The organism is Methylobacterium sp. WL1 (genome assembly GCF_008000895.1).
Lineage (GTDB): Bacteria > Pseudomonadota > Alphaproteobacteria > Rhizobiales > Beijerinckiaceae > Methylobacterium.
The window spans coordinates 2,836,662-2,852,901 of record NZ_CP042823.1; the positions used below are offsets into that span (position 1 = coordinate 2,836,662).

At 69.4% G+C, this 16,240-nt stretch carries 15 protein-coding genes; 7 read left to right on the plus strand and 8 right to left on the minus strand.

The window, feature by feature from the left end; genetic code table 11:
• Positions 1-276: 276 nt before the first annotated feature.
• Positions 277-3,414 carry a CusA/CzcA family heavy metal efflux RND transporter gene (locus FVA80_RS13850; RefSeq protein WP_147908778.1) on the minus strand — a complete coding sequence of 1,046 codons (3,138 nt, stop codon included), beginning with the start codon at positions 3,412-3,414 and terminating at the stop codon, positions 277-279.
• Positions 3,415-3,421: 7 nt separating this feature from the next.
• A complete protein-coding gene (locus FVA80_RS13855) occupies positions 3,422-4,651 on the minus strand; it encodes an efflux RND transporter periplasmic adaptor subunit (protein WP_246692418.1) in 1,230 nt (409 codons plus the stop codon).
• A gap of 324 nt (positions 4,652-4,975) precedes the next feature.
• Here FVA80_RS13855 and FVA80_RS13860 point away from each other — a divergent pair, with 324 nt between their 5' ends.
• On the plus strand, positions 4,976-5,653 hold the full coding sequence (locus FVA80_RS13860; RefSeq protein WP_147908776.1) for a response regulator transcription factor: 678 nt from the start codon (positions 4,976-4,978) through the stop codon (positions 5,651-5,653).
• Positions 5,646-7,025 (plus strand): ATP-binding protein, encoded by a 1,380-nt coding sequence (locus FVA80_RS13865; protein ID WP_147908775.1) that lies wholly within the window; start codon positions 5,646-5,648, stop codon positions 7,023-7,025. The genes FVA80_RS13860 and FVA80_RS13865 overlap by 8 nt, the downstream gene beginning before the upstream one ends.
• A gap of 231 nt (positions 7,026-7,256) precedes the next feature.
• On the opposite strand, the gene FVA80_RS13870 is transcribed toward FVA80_RS13865, so the two are convergent.
• Both FVA80_RS13870 and FVA80_RS13875 read right to left on the minus strand, forming a co-directional pair.
• Positions 7,257-8,693, minus strand: a complete 1,437-nt coding sequence (locus FVA80_RS13870; RefSeq protein ID WP_147908774.1) for a YncE family protein — start codon at positions 8,691-8,693, stop codon at positions 7,257-7,259.
• Positions 8,690-9,145, minus strand: a complete 456-nt coding sequence (locus FVA80_RS13875; RefSeq protein ID WP_147840842.1) for a DUF305 domain-containing protein — start codon at positions 9,143-9,145, stop codon at positions 8,690-8,692. Before FVA80_RS13875 ends, FVA80_RS13870 begins: the two co-directional genes overlap by 4 nt.
• Positions 9,146-9,326: 181 nt before the next feature.
• On the opposite strand from FVA80_RS13875, the gene FVA80_RS13880 reads away from it, so the two are divergent.
• The 5 genes from FVA80_RS13880 to FVA80_RS13900 are packed head-to-tail and all read left to right on the plus strand — an operon-like array spanning position 9,327 to position 12,324.
• The gene (locus FVA80_RS13880) at positions 9,327-9,710 is read left to right on the plus strand and encodes a hypothetical protein (RefSeq protein WP_147840841.1); all 384 of its coding nucleotides are present in this window, start codon (positions 9,327-9,329) and stop codon (positions 9,708-9,710) included.
• Between the two features lie 43 nt (positions 9,711-9,753).
• Entirely contained in the window at positions 9,754-10,263 is a 510-nt protein-coding gene (locus FVA80_RS13885) for a sigma-70 family RNA polymerase sigma factor (RefSeq protein WP_147828853.1), read from the plus strand.
• The gene (locus tag FVA80_RS13890; protein ID WP_147908773.1) at positions 10,260-11,069 is read left to right on the plus strand and encodes an anti-sigma factor; all 810 of its coding nucleotides are present in this window, start codon (positions 10,260-10,262) and stop codon (positions 11,067-11,069) included. Before FVA80_RS13885 ends, FVA80_RS13890 begins: the two co-directional genes overlap by 4 nt.
• Positions 11,066-11,956 (plus strand): LysR family transcriptional regulator, encoded by an 891-nt coding sequence (locus FVA80_RS13895; protein ID WP_147908772.1) that lies wholly within the window; start codon positions 11,066-11,068, stop codon positions 11,954-11,956. The genes FVA80_RS13890 and FVA80_RS13895 overlap by 4 nt, the downstream gene beginning before the upstream one ends.
• Positions 11,953-12,324 (plus strand): DUF202 domain-containing protein, encoded by a 372-nt coding sequence (locus tag FVA80_RS13900; RefSeq protein ID WP_147908771.1) that lies wholly within the window; start codon positions 11,953-11,955, stop codon positions 12,322-12,324. The genes FVA80_RS13895 and FVA80_RS13900 overlap by 4 nt, the downstream gene beginning before the upstream one ends.
• Before the next feature lie 3 nt (positions 12,325-12,327).
• On the opposite strand, the gene FVA80_RS13905 is transcribed toward FVA80_RS13900, so the two are convergent.
• The 4 genes from FVA80_RS13905 to FVA80_RS13920 form a co-directional block, all read right to left on the minus strand.
• Entirely contained in the window at positions 12,328-13,413 is a 1,086-nt protein-coding gene (locus FVA80_RS13905; protein ID WP_147908770.1) for a sulfite oxidase, read from the minus strand.
• A gap of 79 nt (positions 13,414-13,492) precedes the next feature.
• A complete protein-coding gene (locus tag FVA80_RS13910) occupies positions 13,493-14,476 on the minus strand; it encodes a beta-propeller fold lactonase family protein (protein ID WP_147908769.1) in 984 nt (327 codons plus the stop codon).
• A gap of 184 nt (positions 14,477-14,660) precedes the next feature.
• The gene (locus FVA80_RS13915; RefSeq protein ID WP_147908768.1) at positions 14,661-14,999 is read right to left on the minus strand and encodes a cytochrome c; all 339 of its coding nucleotides are present in this window, start codon (positions 14,997-14,999) and stop codon (positions 14,661-14,663) included.
• An 11-nt stretch (positions 15,000-15,010) separates the two neighbouring features.
• The gene (locus tag FVA80_RS13920) at positions 15,011-16,234 is read right to left on the minus strand and encodes a molybdopterin-dependent oxidoreductase (protein WP_147908767.1); all 1,224 of its coding nucleotides are present in this window, start codon (positions 16,232-16,234) and stop codon (positions 15,011-15,013) included.
• Between the last annotated feature and the right edge of the window lie 6 nt (positions 16,235-16,240).

Genomic DNA, 16,240 nt, shown 5'->3' on the forward strand with positions numbered 1-16,240 from the left:
CATTCAGGGGCAGTCGACCATGGGAAACGTGGAGGCCAGCATCGCGCGAACCGCATCCGGGTGGCGTATGGACCGGAGCCGTTTGAACTCGGTCACCCCCAGATGCGCCTCCTCTGTGCCGAGACGGCTGCCCAGGGTCTCGAAGCAGATGCGAGCTCGGTCCACTATGGCTGAGTTGGGTTGATGCAGTCGAAATCGGCAGCGAACGCGGATCGCGCTGCCGACCCGAGCAGCATGGCAATCGCGCGGGCCGTCGCCGGTGTGACGCGGATGACCCTAGCCATCGGCGCTCGCCCGCTGATCGCCTTGCGTCGCCAATTCCGAGTGCCCGCTGTCGCGAGGTCGCCACGGAAAGCGGATATGCGCCAAATATGGATAGACGGCGGGCAGCACGATCAGGGTGAGCAGGGTGGCGGTGACAAGGCCGCCGATCACCACCGTCGCGAGCGGCCGCTGCACCTCGGCGCCGGCGCTCGACGACAGCGCCATCGGCAGGAAGCCAAGCGTCGCCACAAGCGCCGTCATCAGCACCGGCCGTAGGCGCATCTCGGCGGCCCGGGTCGCCGCCTCGCGTGGGTCGAGGCCGACGCGTTCGAGATCGCGGATGTAGCTCGTCAGCACGACGCCATTGAGGATGGCGATGCCGAAGGTGGCGATGAATCCAATCGCCGCCGAGATCGAGAACGGGAGCTCGCGGAGATACAGGGCGACGATGCCGCCGGTCGCGGCGACGGGCACGTTCAGGAAGATCAAGCCGGCCAGCCGGATGTCGCCGAACATCACCACGAGGAGCACGAGGATCGCGGCCATGGCCGCCGGCACCACGACGGAGAGCCGGCTCGTCGCCTCCTGAAGGTTCTGGAACTGCCCGCTCCACTGCAGCGAGTAGCGCGGCGGAAGGGAAACCTGCGCCTGGACAGCGGCTTGCGCGTCCCTCACGAAGCTCTGGACGTCGCGGCCGCGAACGTTGGCCTGGACCGAGATCCGGCGCTGGAGCTTTTCCCGGCTGATCTGGGCCGGTCCCGTCGCCACGTCGACCGAGGCGACCAGCGAGAGCGGTACCAGCGCTTTTCCACTGCGCCCCACGGGCAGGTCGCGAATGCGGGCGATGTCGCTACGGTCGGCGGACTTCAGGCGGACCACGATGTCGGTGATGGAGTTATCGTCGCCGTAGACCATGCCGGCGGTGCGGCCGCCGATGCTCTCCACCACGTCAAGGACGTCGCTGACGTTGATGCCGTAGCGGGCGGCCGCCGCCCGGTCGACCTGGATGGAGAGCGCCGGCATGCCAGCCTGGGCCTCGGCCTTGACGTCGGCCGCCCCCGAGACGCCGGAGACCGCGCGCACGATGGCGTCGGCCTTGTCCTTCAGGACCTTGAGGTCGTCGCCGTAGAGGCTGATCGCCACGTCGCCGCGCACGCCCTCCAGCAGGTCGTCCATCCGCATCTGGATCGGCTGCGAGAACGCGTAGGACACCCCCGGCACCTCCGCGCGCAGACGCTTGTGGAGGGCGGCGACGAGACCCTCCTGGGTGTCGGCCGTCGTCCACGTCGACGGCTCGGCCAGCGTGATGAAGCTGTCGGTCGACTCGACGCCCATCGGATCGGTCGGGATCTCGGCGCTTCCCGTGAGGGACACGACCCGCTTGACCTCCGGAAACGTTTTCAGGGTCTGCTCGATCCGGTGCATGACCTTGAGCGAGGCGTCGAGGTTGATGCCGGGCAGCTTCTCCGACGTGATGACGATGGAGCCTTCCGAGAGCTTGGGCAGGAACTCGCCGCCCAGGCGCGTCGCTAGGAGGCAACTCCCGGCGAACAGGCCGAACGTCACCAGGACGGTGATCCCCGTGCGGCGCTCGGCCAGCCTCAGCACGGGCGTGTAGGCGCTGCGCGCCCAATGGACGAGGCGGGTCTCGCGCTCGCCGATCCCGGGTCCGGCCAACACGATGGCGGCGAGCGCCGGCATCAGCGTCATCGTCAGGACCAGCGAGCCGGCGAGCGCCAGGATCACGGTGAGCGCCATCGGCCGGAACATCTTGCCCGCGACCCCTTCGAGCGCGAGGATCGGCAGGTACACCATGATGATGATGGCGACCGCGAACAGGATCGGGCGCGCCACCTCGACGGTCGCCTTGCGGATGACCTCCTCGGCCGGACGTTCCGGGTGCTCGCCGCGGGCGCGCAGGACGTTCTCGATCATCACCACGGCGCCGTCGACGATGAGGCCGAAGTCGATGGCGCCGAGGCTCATCAGGTTGCCCGACAGCCCGAACAGCCGCATCCCGGCGAACGCCATCAGCATCGACAGGGGGATCGCGGCCGCCACGACCAGGCCGGCCCGGAGGTTGCCGAGCAGCAGGAGCAGCACGACGATAACGAGTACCGCCCCCTCCATGAGGTTGTGCTCGACGGTGCGGATGGTCCGCGCCACCAGGGTGCTGCGGTCGTAATACGGCACGATGTCGACGCCCGGCGGCAACTGCGGGCGCAGGGCCTCGATGGTCTGCTTTACGGCCACGACCACGGCGCTGGCGTTCTCGCCCTGCTGCATCATGGCGATGCCGACGACGGTCTCGCCCGCCGCATCGTGCGTCACGGCGCCGAGCCGCACCTTCGGGGCTTCCACCACCTCGCCCAGGGTCGCGACCGTCACCGGAACGCCACCGGGGCCCGTGGTCACGACGATGTTGGCAAGGTCCTTCGTGTCCTTGGCGAGCCCAAGGCCGCGGATGACCTCCTGCTGGTCGTTGTGCTCGATGTAGGCGCCCCCGCGCGCGGCGTTGTTCTCGCCGAGCGCCGTGTAGACCTGGGCCATCGTGACGCCGTAGCGGTGCAGGCTCTCGGCGGCGATGCGAACCTCGTAGGTCGGCATCTGGCCGCCGTAGACGTTCACGTCGGCGATGCCGGGGGTCAGCTTGAGCTTCGGCGCGATGGTCCATTGCAGGATGCGCTTCAAGGCCATCGGCGAGTAGCCCGGGCCGCGCACCTCGAACTGGTAGATCTCGCCTAAGCCCGTCGCCATCGGCCCCATCTCGGGATCACCGATGCCGGCCGGCATCATGGTCTTGGCCAAGGGCAGGCGCTGGAACACCTGCGAGCGCGCCTCGGTGATCGACATGGCGTCGTCGAAGGTGACGTAGACGGCCGAGACGCCGTAGCGCGAGGTCGAGCGGATGCCCGACAGCCCCGGCGCCCCGGCCATGGCATTCTCGACGGGGAAGCTGACGAGGCGCTCGACCTCCAGCGGTCCCAGTCCCGGCGACAGGGTCAGGACCATCACCTGCTTCGGCGACACATCCGGCACCGCGTCGATGGACAGGCCTTCGAGGTTGACGATGCCGCCGACCGCGCCGGCGAGCGCCAGGATCAGGACGAGCCAGCGGCGGCGGATGAGGAGGGCGAACCAGGCGTTCATCGCGGCCTCAGTCCGTCGAGCCGAGGAGCGCGCGCATCAGGATGGCCTTGAGGCCGAAGCTTCCCTGCGTCGCCACCGTCTCACCCGCCGCCACGCCGGACGTCACCTCGACCCAGTCGGCACGCTGGATACCGAGCTTGAGGTCCCGTTTCTCGAAGCGGTCGTCGCCGGTTCGCACGAAGGCGATGGGGCCGCCCTCGGTCTGCTGGATCGCGGCGGCCGGAACCGTGACGCCCTCGCGCCCGAGGTCGGCGGCGATCTCCACGGAGACGAACATGTTGGCGCGCAAGCTCCCATCGGGGTTGGCGATCTCGATGCGGGCCGGGGCGGTGTTGGTTATCGGGTCGATGGCGGCGTTGACCGAGCGCACCCGTCCCTCGAAGCACGGATGCGCCGTCACCGGGGCCTCGATGGTCGCCCGGTCGCCGGCCTTCACGGTGGCGATGTCGTGGCCGTAGAGATTGGCCAGGACCTGGATCTGCGACGGATCCGCCACGGTGAAGGCGTCGCGGTTGGTATCGACCACCTCGCCCAGGGTGATCCCCGCCATCGTCACCACACCGTTGATCGGCGAGACGATGGCGCTGGTGCCAGGAGCCTCTCCGGGGGCCGGGGCGAGGCGCTCGTACTGCGCCCGGTAGAGGTCGACCTGCGATTTTGCGGACAGGGTCGCGGCATGCGCCTTGGCGAGCTCGACCTGCCGACGGTCGACCTCCGCTTGGGCGACGCCGCCGATCCGGACAAGGTCGCTGCCGCGCTTGAGATTGATCTCAGCGACCTTCTCGGTGGCCTGGGCCTCGCCAAGGCTGGCCTGGGCGGCGGCGAGGCCGTTCCTGGCGTCGAGGACGCCGGAGGCATCGAGGGTGGCCAGCGTCTGCCCTACGCTCACCCGGTCGCCCGGCTGCACGGACAGGCTCAGGACCCGACCCGAGGTGCGGGGCTTCAGGCGGGTGACCCGGCGCTCGTCGAAGGCGACCATGCCGGGGGTCCGCACGGGAAGGATGATCCGGCGGGTCTCGGATTGCCCGAACGACAGTCCGAGGCGGCCCTGGCCGTCGGCATCGAGCCGGACGACGTTGTCCTCTGTCGGCTGCTCGGAGGCGGCAGGGGTCGTCGTCGCGGCCTCGGGTGCCGAAGGCGCTAGGCCGACCGTCTGAAGAAGCGGTTCGACAAAAGGCCGGACAGCGTCGCGATACCACCACCCGCCCAGCACGAGCGCGGCCAGACAAACGACCAGGGCCCACCGCGAACGACGACCAAACTTAGTGGATGCAGGACCGGGTGCCGCGGAGCTGATGGGTGCTGCCGTCGAGCCCGATCCATCGGCATTCGCCGACGTGCGCACACCGCCACGGTCGACGATCTCGGCATCGTCGGTCCCGGGCATGTCGGTCTCCGCCTCCCTCAGCACGGTGTCGTCCACATCAGATTAGAGCTGTTCTAAGACATAGAGCGGGCGACCAAACCTGCCATTAAATTCGCGTTCACACTCGTGGCCTTGGGGCCGGTCACGAACCACATCAGCGGCGGGGCAGGGGCGTGAGCCCGGGAGTGAACCGGGTTGGCGAAGCTGCTGCTGATCGAGGACGACGCCGAGACGGCCGAGGAGATCCTCGCCGACCTGCGCGGGCGCGGGCATGCCGTGGAATGGGCCGCCACCGGGCCGGAGGGCGCCGCCGGCGCGCGAACGGGCTGCTGGGACGCCATCGTCCTTGACCGGATGCTTCCGGGCCTGGACGGGCTCACGTTGTTGCGCGACCTGCGGGGAACCGGCGACCGCACGCCCGCGCTGGTCCTGAGCGCACTCGGCGACGTCGACGAGCGCATCCGCGGCCTGCGCGCCGGCGGCGACGACTATCTCGGCAAGCCCTTCGTCCTCGCCGAACTCGCGGCCCGAATCGAGGCCTTGCTGCGGCGGCCGACGGACTCCCGCGAGACGGTGCTCAGGGTAGGGACACTGGAGCTCGACCTCATCGCCGGCACCGGTCGCAGGAGCCTGCGCGACCTCGACCTTCTGCCGCGCGAGCTCAAGCTCCTCGAATACCTCATGCGGCGGCCGGGGCAGGTCGTGACGCGGGCGATGATGTTCGAGCAGGTCTGGAACTACCGCTTTGCGCCCAAGTCCAACGTCATCGACGTCCATGTCGGCCGCCTGCGCAGGAAGCTTGAGGCCGAAGGCGAGCCGCTGCTGATCCACAACGTCCGGGGAGAGGGCTTCACCCTGATCCCCGATGTCTAGGCTCGTCCGCTCCTTTGCGTTCCGGTGGGCGCTGGGCATCGCACTGTGGTCGACGCTGCTCTCGCTGCTGCTTTTCGCCTTCGTGTACTGGCAGACCGCAGCGTTCATGCAGGACGAGCTTGCTCAGGTCCTGCGCCACGAGGCCCGGTACGCCTCCGGCGACCCGGCCAAGGCGGCCGCTCGCATCGAGACGTGGGTCAGCGAGGACCTGCACAGCGTCCACTTCGCCGGCCTGTTTGGGGCGGATGGCCGCAAGCTTGCCGGCAACCTCGATGTCCGCCCACCGGAGCTGCCCCTCGACGGCGAGGTCCACCGGATCGGTACGCAGGTGGCCATCGCGGGCCGGCGCCTGCACGAGGAGGTCTGGTCGGCCGCCCGCTCCCTAGAGGACGGGACCGTGGTGGTCGTGGCCCACGACACCGACGAGATCGACCGCGCCAAGGCCACGGTGATCCGGGCGCTCGGCCTCGCCCTCGTCCCGACCCTGGCCTTCTCCGTCCTCGGCGGCGTCCTGCTCGCCGGACGCGCTCGGCGACGCTTGGCATCCACGGAGGCGGCGGTCGCGCAGGTGATGCGGGGTGACTTGCGCCAGCGCCTGCCGGTCGGCGAAGCCGGGGACGAATTCGACCGACTAGCACGGGACGTCAACGGCATGCTCGACGAGATCGAGCGCCTTATGGAGGAAGTGCGCGGAGTGGGTGACGCCGTCGCCCACGATCTCCGGACGCCGCTCACGCGCCTGAGGCTGCGTCTGGAGCGAGGCCGCGATCAAGCCCGCGACATCGAGGAACTGCGCCAGGCGGTGGACCAAGGCCTGATCTGGATCGACCAGACGCTTGAGATGGTGACGGCGGTCCTGCGCATCGGCGAGATCGAACACGGACGGCGCTGCGCCGCCTTCGGGCCAGTCGACCTAGGGCTCGTGGTGAGCGAGGCCGCGGAGTTGTTCGAACCCTTGGCCGACGAGAAGGGGATCGCCCTCGGCATCGGCATCGCGGAGGGATCGTCCGTGGTTCGGGGCGACCGCAGCCTCATCTTCGAGGCGGTCTCGAACCTTCTCGACAACGCGATCAAGTTCACGCCGACCGGGGGCCGCGTTCGGATCGATCTCGCCTGGCGCGACGGCGTCGCCGTGGTGTCCGTGGAGGACACGGGACCGGGCATCGCCGCAGGCGAACGCGACCACGTCTTCAAGCGGTTCTATCGTACGGAACGTGCCCGACAGACGCAGGGAAACGGGCTGGGCCTCGGCCTCGTGGTAGCCATTGCCAAGCTGCACGGATTTACCCTCACCGTCGGCGACGGTCCCCTCGGTGGATGTCGCTTCGAGATGGCGTGCCCTACGGCGGGACCCCGTCCGATAATACGGTAATGCGGGGCAGTTGCAGATCTTCAGTACCGCACCCGGGCTCTACCACTGAAGGTCTCCAAAGGGTGGGGAGCCGAAACCCACCCTACGCCCTGAAGCAGACGTTCTGCATCCGACCCAACTACGCCATAGAAGCGGGCTGACGCTGTTCTCGAAAGCAGACATCGAGGCTGGGCTCGCGTCACGGAGGCATTGTTTGAGATGTTCGCCTTCCGGACTGGCGACACCGCTCGATTAATCCGTGATCTGCACCTGCTCGACGCCGCCGAGTTTGCCGGGCTTGCCCGCCGCGACCACGAGGTAACGGCGGCTCGGGCCGGCGTCCTTGCGGGTGACTTGCCGGATCGGGCCGATCGCGTTGACGATGGCCGCGCCGGCCGGGTTGGTGGTGAAGGCGGCGAGTGGCTCCAGGCCGGTCGCGCCCTTCGGATCTGCGGACAGCGCCAGCACGAACGGCATCTTCGGCGCCAGTCCCGTGATCGCGGCCTGCAGCGTCTGCAGCACGCCCTGGTCGAACAGGGTGACCTGCGTCGCCGGCTTGCCGTCGCTGCCCGCGAGCGTCAGCGCACTGGTCTGGCCTGCGGCCCCCAGCGGCTGGAGGTTTTGCATTCCGTCGCCCTCCGGCACGGCGTTCGGGACGTAGGCGACGCCCTGCGGACCCTGCCCGATCGGCACCTCGGCGATCACCGTGTTCGACGCGGTGTCGATCACCGCGGCCTTGTCGGCGTTCTCCAGGCCGACATAGACGCGGCTGCCGTCGCCCGAGGGCCAGAGCCCGTGCGGCAGGGCGCCGGTCGGGATCGTTGCGAGCTGGGAGAAATCGTCGGTGCGGAACACCTTGACCTGGTTCAGGCCGCCAATCGTCACGTAGGCGAACTGGCCGGCCTTGGTCGAGACGATGTTGACGTGGTTGGTGATCGGCCCGGTCTCGATCGTCTTCAGCGGCGCGAATGGCGGACGCGCCGAAAACACCTGGGTCCGGCCGACATCCTTGAGGGTGAACCACACCTGCTTGCCGTCCGGCGTGGCGGCGATGTCGGGGCAGAACGGACTCTCCTGCTTCACGCGGCCGACGATGGCGTGGGTCTTGGTGTCGATGACGACGGTCTCGGGGCTGAAGCTGGAGCAGACGTAACCGTAGGTGCCGTCCGGCGAGAAGATCGTCATGCCCGGCCCGTTCGGTACGGTGATCCGGCGGGTCTCCATGGCGGTCGCGGCATCGAGCACGGCGATATAGTCCTCGCCGCGCACGCTCACCCAGACCTCTCGGCCGTCCGGCGTGAAGAAGGCTTCGTGCGGCGAGCGGCCGACATAGGCGGTGTGGCGGACCGCGTTGGTCGCCGTGTCGATGAAGCTCACGGAGTTCGAACCGATCGAGACCGCGAGCAGGGTCCTGTGGTCCGGCGAGAAGCCCATGCCGTGAACCAGAAGCTGCCCGCGATAGAGCGGGCTCAGGTTTGTCGGCGTCGGGTCGCCGAGCCGGATCACCCCGAGCAGGGTGTTGGCGGCGGGATCGACCACAGAGACCGTATTGGAGAACTGATCGGAGGTGTAGAACCGGTCTTTGCTGCTGATGGGCACGTCGGGCGCCGAGGCGGGGCCTGGAGCCTGCCCGGCGAAGGCCGAGCCGGAGAGCAGCACAAGGGCGAGAACGGTCAGGGCGGTCTTCATCGGCGGTGCTCCGAAGGCATCTCGGCGGCAGGTGCCGCGCCATGGTGGTGAACGGGAGGGGCGCCGGCGGCCCGACCCGGCATCGCGAGGCGATCGGCGAGCGCGCGGCGCATCACATCGATCTCCTGGCCCTGCTCGACGACGATCCCCTGCGCGAGGCGGCGCAGGACCGGATCCTCGCCGTGGAGCAGCTCCGCCTTCGCCATCGCGATCGCGCCTTCGTGGTGCGGGATCATCATCGCGGCGAAGTCGCGGTCGGGGTCGCCCGAGGGCGGGACCATCATGTCGGCATGCATCTGCGCCATCGACTGCGCCATCATCGCGTCGAAGGACGCAGACGGAGCTGCCGCTGGCTCGGTGGCGGCCAAGGTCGGGCGCATCATCATCCGGCCGCCGACGAGGCCGCTCGCCATCAGCGCCGCCGTCACGGCAAATCCCAGTGCTCCGCGCATGCGGCTTCCTTTTGATCCGGTGTCGATGGGAAGGATGCCTGGGGCGCGGCTTTATTCCGCGGATGTGGCTGAGAGCCCGTTCACGCCTTCGTGATCTGTCGTCGAGAAGACGCGTGGAATAGAGGCGCCTCTTCGGCATCCCTCCCGATGCGGTCATGCTCGACCGCGGGAGACCTCACCCATGCGCACTCTGCTGATCCGTGGCGCCTTCGCGGCTGTCGCCTTCTCCGCCTTGGCCGCCCAGGCCGCCGCGCCTGCCATGACGGCCGAGACCGCCAAGGGGCCGGCGCTCGTCGATGCCAAGAGCATGACCCTCTACACCTTCGACAAGGACATGGGCGGCAAGTCGATGTGCAACGGCCCCTGCGCCACCAACTGGCCGGCCCTGATGGCCGCCTCCGGCTCGGCCGCCAGCGGCGACTGGACGATGGTGACGCGGGACGACGGCACGATGCAGTGGGCCTACAAGGGCAAGCCGCTCTACACCTTTGCCAAGGACACCAAGCCCGGCGACATCACCGGCGACGGCTTCCTCAATGGCGCGTGGCACATCGCCAAGCCTTGATCGGTGAATGCCTTGATCGGCCCCCTCTGACCGGGAAACGTCGTTGGACGAGATCGCCGCCCTGATCGAACCGCAAATCCCGGCCCTGCGGCGCTACGCCGTCGCGCTGTTGCGAGACCGCGAGGCGGCGGACGACCTCGTCCAGGACACCCTGGAGCGGGCCTTGTCCGCTTGGTCCGGGCGCCGCCGCGACGGCGACCTCCGAGCGTGGCTGTTCACGATCGAGCGCAACCTGTTCCTCGGCGCCGTCCGGCGCCGGGGCCGGCGCGGCGTCGATTGCGGCGCGGAAGCGCTGGAGCAGGTGCCCGACCCAGGTATCGACCCGGAGGCCGCGATGGGGGCCCGCGACGTGCTCGCCGGCCTCGACGCCCTGCCCGAGGAACAGCGCTCGGTGCTGCTCCTCGTCTCGGTGGAGGATCTGTCCTATGCCGAGGCGGCCCAGGTGCTTGGCGTACCGCTCGGCACCGTGATGTCGCGGTTGAGCCGGGCGCGGACGCGGATGCGAAGTTTTCTGGAAACAGGCCGAACCGGCCTCTTGAGGAGGGTGAAATGAGCGGGGATCCACGCCCGGTCGGCGAGGACGACCTGCACGGCCTGATCGATGGCCGCCTCGAACCGGAGCGGCAGGCGCTGGTCGAGGCATGGCTCAAAGGAAACCCCGCGCGTGCGGCCGAGGTCTCGGCGGATCGCGCCCTGCGCGAGCGCCTGCGTGCCCGCCTCGCGCCGATCGCCGAGGAGGCGATCCCGGCGCGGCTCCGGGTGGCCAACATTCGCCCGCGACGTCGGTTCGTCGGCAGGGGCTGGTTCCCCATGGCGGCTGCAGCCGTGCTCTGCCTTGCGCTCGGCGGTGCCGGCGGCTGGGTCGGCCATGCCCTGCGCGGCGGACCCGCGACGGCGATGGTGGCGGAGTCACCGGCGACGCAGGACGCGGTCGCGGCCTTTCGCACCTTCGTGGTCGAGGTGGTGCATCCGGTGGAGGTGCGCGCCGACGAGAAGCCCCACCTGGTGACATGGCTCTCGAAGCGCCTCGGTCACGCGGTCACGGCCCCCGATCTCGCGGCGCAAGGATTTCGCCTGATGGGCGGGCGTCTGCTGCCTGCCGGCGCCGAATCGGCGGCTATGCTGATGTACGACGACGACCGCGGAACCCGCCTGTCGCTCTACAGCCGTGTCGGAGACGGCGATGGGCGAACGCTCTTCCGCTTCGCTCGCGAGGGCGATGTCGCCGCCTTCTCCTGGGTCGACGGCGGCATGTCCTACGTCGTCACCGGTCGCACTGATGAGGCCCGGCTGCTCACTGTCGCGCAGGCGGTCGATGCGCAGGTCCGTGGCCTCGCGCCGGATCGGCGGCAGCCGTGACCCTCGACCAGCTCCGCATCTTCGTGGCGGTGGCCGAGCGGCAGCACGTGACCCGAGCCGCCGAGGCGCTGAACCTCGTCCAATCGGCGGTCAGCACGGCGATCGCCAACATCGAGGGGCGGCACGCGACGAAGCTGTTTCACCGGGTCGGCCGCGGGATCGAACTCACCGAGGCGGGGCGCGTATTCCTCGTCGAGGCTCGCGCGGTGCTCGCCCGGGCGGAAGCCGCCGAACTCGTGCTCGCCGACCTCAGCGGCCTGCGACGGGGGACGCTGGCGCTCTACGCCAGCCAGACCATCGCCAGCGACTGGCTGCCGCGCCACCTCGTCGCCTTCCGCCGGGCCTATCCCGAGATCGCCGTTCGCTTGGCCGTGGGCAATACCGCCGATGCCGCCGACGCGGTGCGCGCGGGGACGGCCGAACTCGGCTTCGTTGAGGGGGCGTTGGACGACCCGACGCTTGCGAGCACCACCATCGCGCGGGACCAACTCGTCCTCGTGGTCGCCCCAACACATCCCTTCGCAGGGGCGACAGCGCTCGCACCCGAGGACCTCGCCGGGGCCGATTGGGTGCTGCGCGAGGCGGGATCGGGAACCCGCTCGGCCTTCGAGGCAGCGCTCACGGAGGCCGGTCTGGCCGTGGCCCGGCTCCGGGTCACGCTCGAACTGCCTTCCAACGAGGCGGTCCGCGCCGCCGTCGAGGCCGGAGGCGGGGCCGCCGTTCTGTCCGAGACCGTAGTGGCAGCTGCGCTTCGGGCCGGAACGCTGGTGCGGGCGGCGTTTGCCCTGCCGAGCCGTCCGTTCCGGGTGCTGCGCCACAAGGAGCGCTACCGCAGCCGGGCCGCCGACGCGCTGCTCGACCTGATCGAGGAGGCAGCTGCCGGATGAGGGAACCTGCGAAGCCCGTTCCCCCCGACGACCCGCGGGTCAGGCTCGCCGAGGACCGCACGGTGCTGGCAGCCGAGCGCACCTTCGTGGCGTGGCTTCGCACCGGGCTCGCCTTCCTCGGCGTCGGCCTGGCCGCGCAGCGCTTCCTGCGGGAGGTGCTGGCGGTCTGGCCACTGAAGGTGCTGTCGCTCACGCTAATCGCCTGTGCGCTCGCCTCGTTCGTCGGCGCCGCATGGCGGGACCGAGCGATCCGGGCGCGACTCGCTCATGCCGAGATCCCGATGATGCCGCGCATCCTCACCGTCGGGGTTGCGGCCCTGCTCATCGCGATCTCGGGCCTCGCGGCCACCGCCCTGCTCTGGGCGTGACGGTCAGGCGACGGTGACCCGCACCCGGTGCCATGCGGCGCTGAGGTAGCCCTTGTAGTTCCAGGTGTCGTCGGGCGCGGCCGGCTGGGTCTGGCCGGCGGAGTCCCACGCCCGCACCGCGAGTTCGTGTTCGCCCGCGGTCAGCTCGCAGTCGATCTCCCAGAACGTCCAGGCGTAGGGCGCGTCCGCATCGCGGTCGATCCGGGCCTGTGCCCAGCTGCGACCGCCATCCGTCGAGACGTCGACGCGGGCGACCGCGCGGTCGCTGGCGATGGCGTAGCCGCGGATCGCGTGCCGGCCGGCCTTCAACGCTGCGCCGCGGGCGGGCTCGCAGATCGCGCTGTTGAGCGGCATCGCCTCGATGGTGATGCCGTGGGCGGGGTCCGCGGTCTCTGCGGTCACGTCGGGCGGAAACAGCTTGTAGTCGTCGGCCTGCATCGGGTTGTTGGAGGGGTGATCCTGCACCGTGATGCGGGCGAGCCATTTCGGGCTGCGGATGCCGGCAAAGCCCGGCACCACCACGCGCAACGGATGGCCGTGCTCGGGGGCGAGAGGCGCGCCGTTCATCGCGAAGGCGAGCAGCGTCTCGGGGGCGAGCGCCTTGGCGAGCGGGATCGAGGCGCCGAAACGCGTGTCCGTGTCCGCGATCCGGTCGTGGCTCTCGAAGGCGACGTGACGTGCGCCCCCAGCGTCGAGGCCGGCCGCGCGCAGCACGTCGGCGAGGCGCACGCCGGTCCATTCCGCGTTGCCGATGGCGCCGGCCGCCCACGGGTCGCCGGCGACCGGGGCCACCGCCAGCATGTCCGCCCGGCGGTTGCCGGCGCATTGCATTACTGCCGTGACGGTGATGGGTGCGAACCGCGCCTTCAGATCGGCAATGGACAGTTCGAGCGGCGTCGCGACCATCCCGTCGACGGTCAGGCGGTAGCCGTCGGCGTCGAGGTCCGGGATGTCGCCGTGGCTGCGGACGTAGAAGTCGGCCTGATCGGTGAGGAAGGCGGCGCGTAGGCGATCGAGCGGCGGCTCGGCGTTGTAGGGCGCCTTGCCGTGGACGATGAGGCGGTCCTTGCGCTGGAACAGGCCGAGCATGGGGTCTTTGTCCTGCGTTGGTGAGGTGTCGACGACGAGAACGCGCCGGGAACCGACAAGGCCCCCGGCGCGCGTCGCCTCAGGGCTTCATCGTCGCGATGACCGCGTTCTTCGCCCGGTCCACCACGGCGACGCTGAGGTCGCGGTTGAGGACGTAGGCGTGGGCGTTGTCGGCCGAGAACGCGATCGCCTGGCGCGGCTCGTTCAGGCCGGTCACCGTGGCGACGACCTTGAGGGTGCCGGTGTCGATCACCGAGAGCGAGTTGTCCTTGAGGTTGCCCGAATAGACGAAGCGCCCGTCCGGGGTCAGCGCGGCGCCGTAGGGGTCCTTGCCCACTGCCACCTCGGAGGTGACCTTACGGGCGGCGACATCGACCACGCCGATGGTGTTGCGGCCGCTGTTGGCGGCAAATAGCGTCTTACCGTCCTTGGTGATTGAGATCGCGCGCAGCTTGTCGAACCCGGCGATCTCGCCGGTGATCTTGTTGGTGGCGGTATCGACCAACGTGATCTTGTCGCCGAGGAAGTTCGTCACGAACACGGTCTTGCCGTCCGGCGACAGCTTCACGCCCTGGCGCGGCTGCGCGAAGCCGGAGATCACGGCCTCGGCGAGCATGGTCTTGGTGTCGAACACGGTCAGCGTGCTCGCGGCCTCGTTGTTGACGTAGAGCTTGGTCCCGTCGGCCGAGAGCACCGTGCCGAACGCGCCGGGGCCCGCGGCGAGAACGCCGGCCTCCTTGCCGGTGGCGGTCTCGTAGACCGTGATCCGGCCGGTGCCGCTGTCGGAGACGTAGAAGCGGGCGCCGTCCGGCGCGAACACGATGTTGCGCGGCGTGACGAAGCCGTCGAGGCGGCGCAGCACCGTGCCCTTGGCGACGTCGTAGACGACGACGGCGCTCTCCTCGCTGTTCGACACAGCGGCGACGGTCCCGGCGGCGTTCAGCGCCAGCGCGTTGTTCTTGATCGCGCCGTCGAAGCCGGCGGCGAACCCGGGCTGGGCCTGGGCTAGGAGCAAGGCGGCTCCGGCGAGGAGGGTGCGGAGGCTGGTGCGGATATGGGTCATGAAGCGGGTCTCTCGGGCATGCGCGCTCGTTCGGCGGCCGGGGCCTGCCGTGAGGGCTGGTTCGAAATCGGAAATCCGTGGTGCAAGGCCGGGCCGGCCGTGCATCGCCCTGAGGAGACGCCAGAAGGCGCGGTTTATTCCCCGAGGCCGGCGAAATAGCGCAGCGGCCTCGGGATTCGGGGGTTCAGGGCGTCGGCTTCAACGCCGTGAGGTAGTCGACGATGGTCTGCACGTCGGCCTGATCGACGGGCGCCTTGTAGACGTGGACCATCTTGTTCACGGTCTCGGTCCACTGCGCCTTCGTGAGCTTGGGCTGGGTCAGCACCATCCCAGCCGAGTGGCAGGCGAGGCAGTTGTTATTGACCGCCTCGGCCCCCGGTCCGTCGGGGAACATTCGGTCGGAAGTCGGGAATTCGATCGATTGCGAGGTGAAGCGCATCGGCTCGGGAGCCGGGGCGGCGAGCGCCACCAGGGGAGACAGTATGAGCGCGGCGACGAGGGCCGCAGGGCGGATCGGGTGCATGGCTGGTCTCCTCAAGCGGCCTGGAAGGACACGGCCTCGATGCCGTTCTGCATGAAGCCGGCGCCGTTCCAGACCCGGTCCATGGGCTGCGCGACGCCGTTGGTGTTGGTGCAGCGGACCCTGACCGTGTGGGTGCCGGAGAGCAGCGCCGGCAAGCTGCCGTCGAAGCGGCGGAAGCTGTAGGGGCCCTCGTCCGCGCCGAGCTGCGCCGGGAACCACGTCGCTCCGCCGTCTCCGGAGAACTCGACCGCCTTCACCCCGCAATCGCCGCCGAAAGCGATGCCGCGGATGGCCACCGGCGTTCCAGCCGCCACCTTGGCGCCATCGGTCAGGTTGGTGACGAAGGAGCGTGGCACCATCCTGTTGATCGGCACCGTCTTGAAGCCGGTCTGGCCGGGCTTGATGTTGGCGCCCGGCACGTCCGGGATGCGGTAGGCGGTCTTCATCCAATATTGGTCGTCGGGCTTGTCCAGCACCTCGATGTCGGACAGCATCTTGACCCAGTAGGTCGAGTACCAGCCCGGCACCACGAGGCGGAGCGGGAAACCGTTGAGCAGCGGAAGTTGCTCGCCGTTCATCGCGTAGGCGATCATCACCTCACCATTGTTGGCGTGGTCGAGATCGAGCGACTTCTTGAAGTCCGGCGCGTCGTCGACCACGGGCTCGTCGAGGCCGCTGAAGCGCACCTGCACGGCACCGGCCTTCACCCCGGCCTTTTCGAGCACGTCCTTGAGGCGCACCCCGGTCCAGCGGGCGTTGCCCATCGAGCCGTTGGCCCATTGCGCGCCGGGCACCCGCGGCTCGAACAGACCGCGCGAATTGCCCGAGCACTGGTTCACCGCGGCGATCTCGAAGCGCGGCAGGCCGGCGATGGCGTCGAGGGAGAGCGAGAGTTCCTTCTCGACGTGGCCGTGGACCTTGAGCCGGAAGGTGCCGGCGTCGACTTCGGTCGGGATCGAGGCCCAGTGCCAGCGCACGTAGAAGCGATCGTTGGGGGTGAACACGCCCTCGTCGAACACCGAGAACGGCGTCTCCAGCAGCGGCGGATGGGTGCGCTGCAGGATCATCTCGGCCTTGCCCGGAAAGGCGGTGGTCAGCGCCCGCTCGTCCGGGCCGCCAGGCAGCGGAAGCTTCACCGAGCCTGCCGCCCAGGCCGGTATGGCGGCGCCGAGGCTGCCGAGCCCTAGGCCACCCAGGACGAGGCGGCGGTTCATCGGTCTGTCCAGTCCGTGCATGGTTTC

Excerpts from the sequence above, each read along its gene's own strand:
- FVA80_RS13850 (WP_147908778.1), bottom strand. The coding sequence starts at position 3,414 with ATGAACGCCTGGTTCGCCCTCCTCATCCGCCGCCGCTGGCTCGTCCTG.
- FVA80_RS13865 (WP_147908775.1), top strand. The coding sequence starts at position 5,646 with ATGTCTAGGCTCGTCCGCTCCTTTGCGTTCCGGTGGGCGCTGGGCATC.
- FVA80_RS13870 (WP_147908774.1), bottom strand. The coding sequence starts at position 8,693 with ATGAAGACCGCCCTGACCGTTCTCGCCCTTGTGCTGCTCTCCGGCTCG.
- FVA80_RS13875 (WP_147840842.1), bottom strand. The coding sequence starts at position 9,145 with ATGCGCGGAGCACTGGGATTTGCCGTGACGGCGGCGCTGATGGCGAGC.
- FVA80_RS13880 (WP_147840841.1), top strand. The coding sequence starts at position 9,327 with ATGCGCACTCTGCTGATCCGTGGCGCCTTCGCGGCTGTCGCCTTCTCC.
- FVA80_RS13890 (WP_147908773.1), top strand. The coding sequence starts at position 10,260 with ATGAGCGGGGATCCACGCCCGGTCGGCGAGGACGACCTGCACGGCCTG.
- FVA80_RS13900 (WP_147908771.1), top strand. The coding sequence starts at position 11,953 with ATGAGGGAACCTGCGAAGCCCGTTCCCCCCGACGACCCGCGGGTCAGG.
- FVA80_RS13905 (WP_147908770.1), bottom strand. The coding sequence starts at position 13,413 with ATGCTCGGCCTGTTCCAGCGCAAGGACCGCCTCATCGTCCACGGCAAG.
- FVA80_RS13910 (WP_147908769.1), bottom strand. The coding sequence starts at position 14,476 with ATGACCCATATCCGCACCAGCCTCCGCACCCTCCTCGCCGGAGCCGCC.
- FVA80_RS13915 (WP_147908768.1), bottom strand. The coding sequence starts at position 14,999 with ATGCACCCGATCCGCCCTGCGGCCCTCGTCGCCGCGCTCATACTGTCT.
- FVA80_RS13920 (WP_147908767.1), bottom strand. The coding sequence starts at position 16,234 with ATGCACGGACTGGACAGACCGATGAACCGCCGCCTCGTCCTGGGTGGC.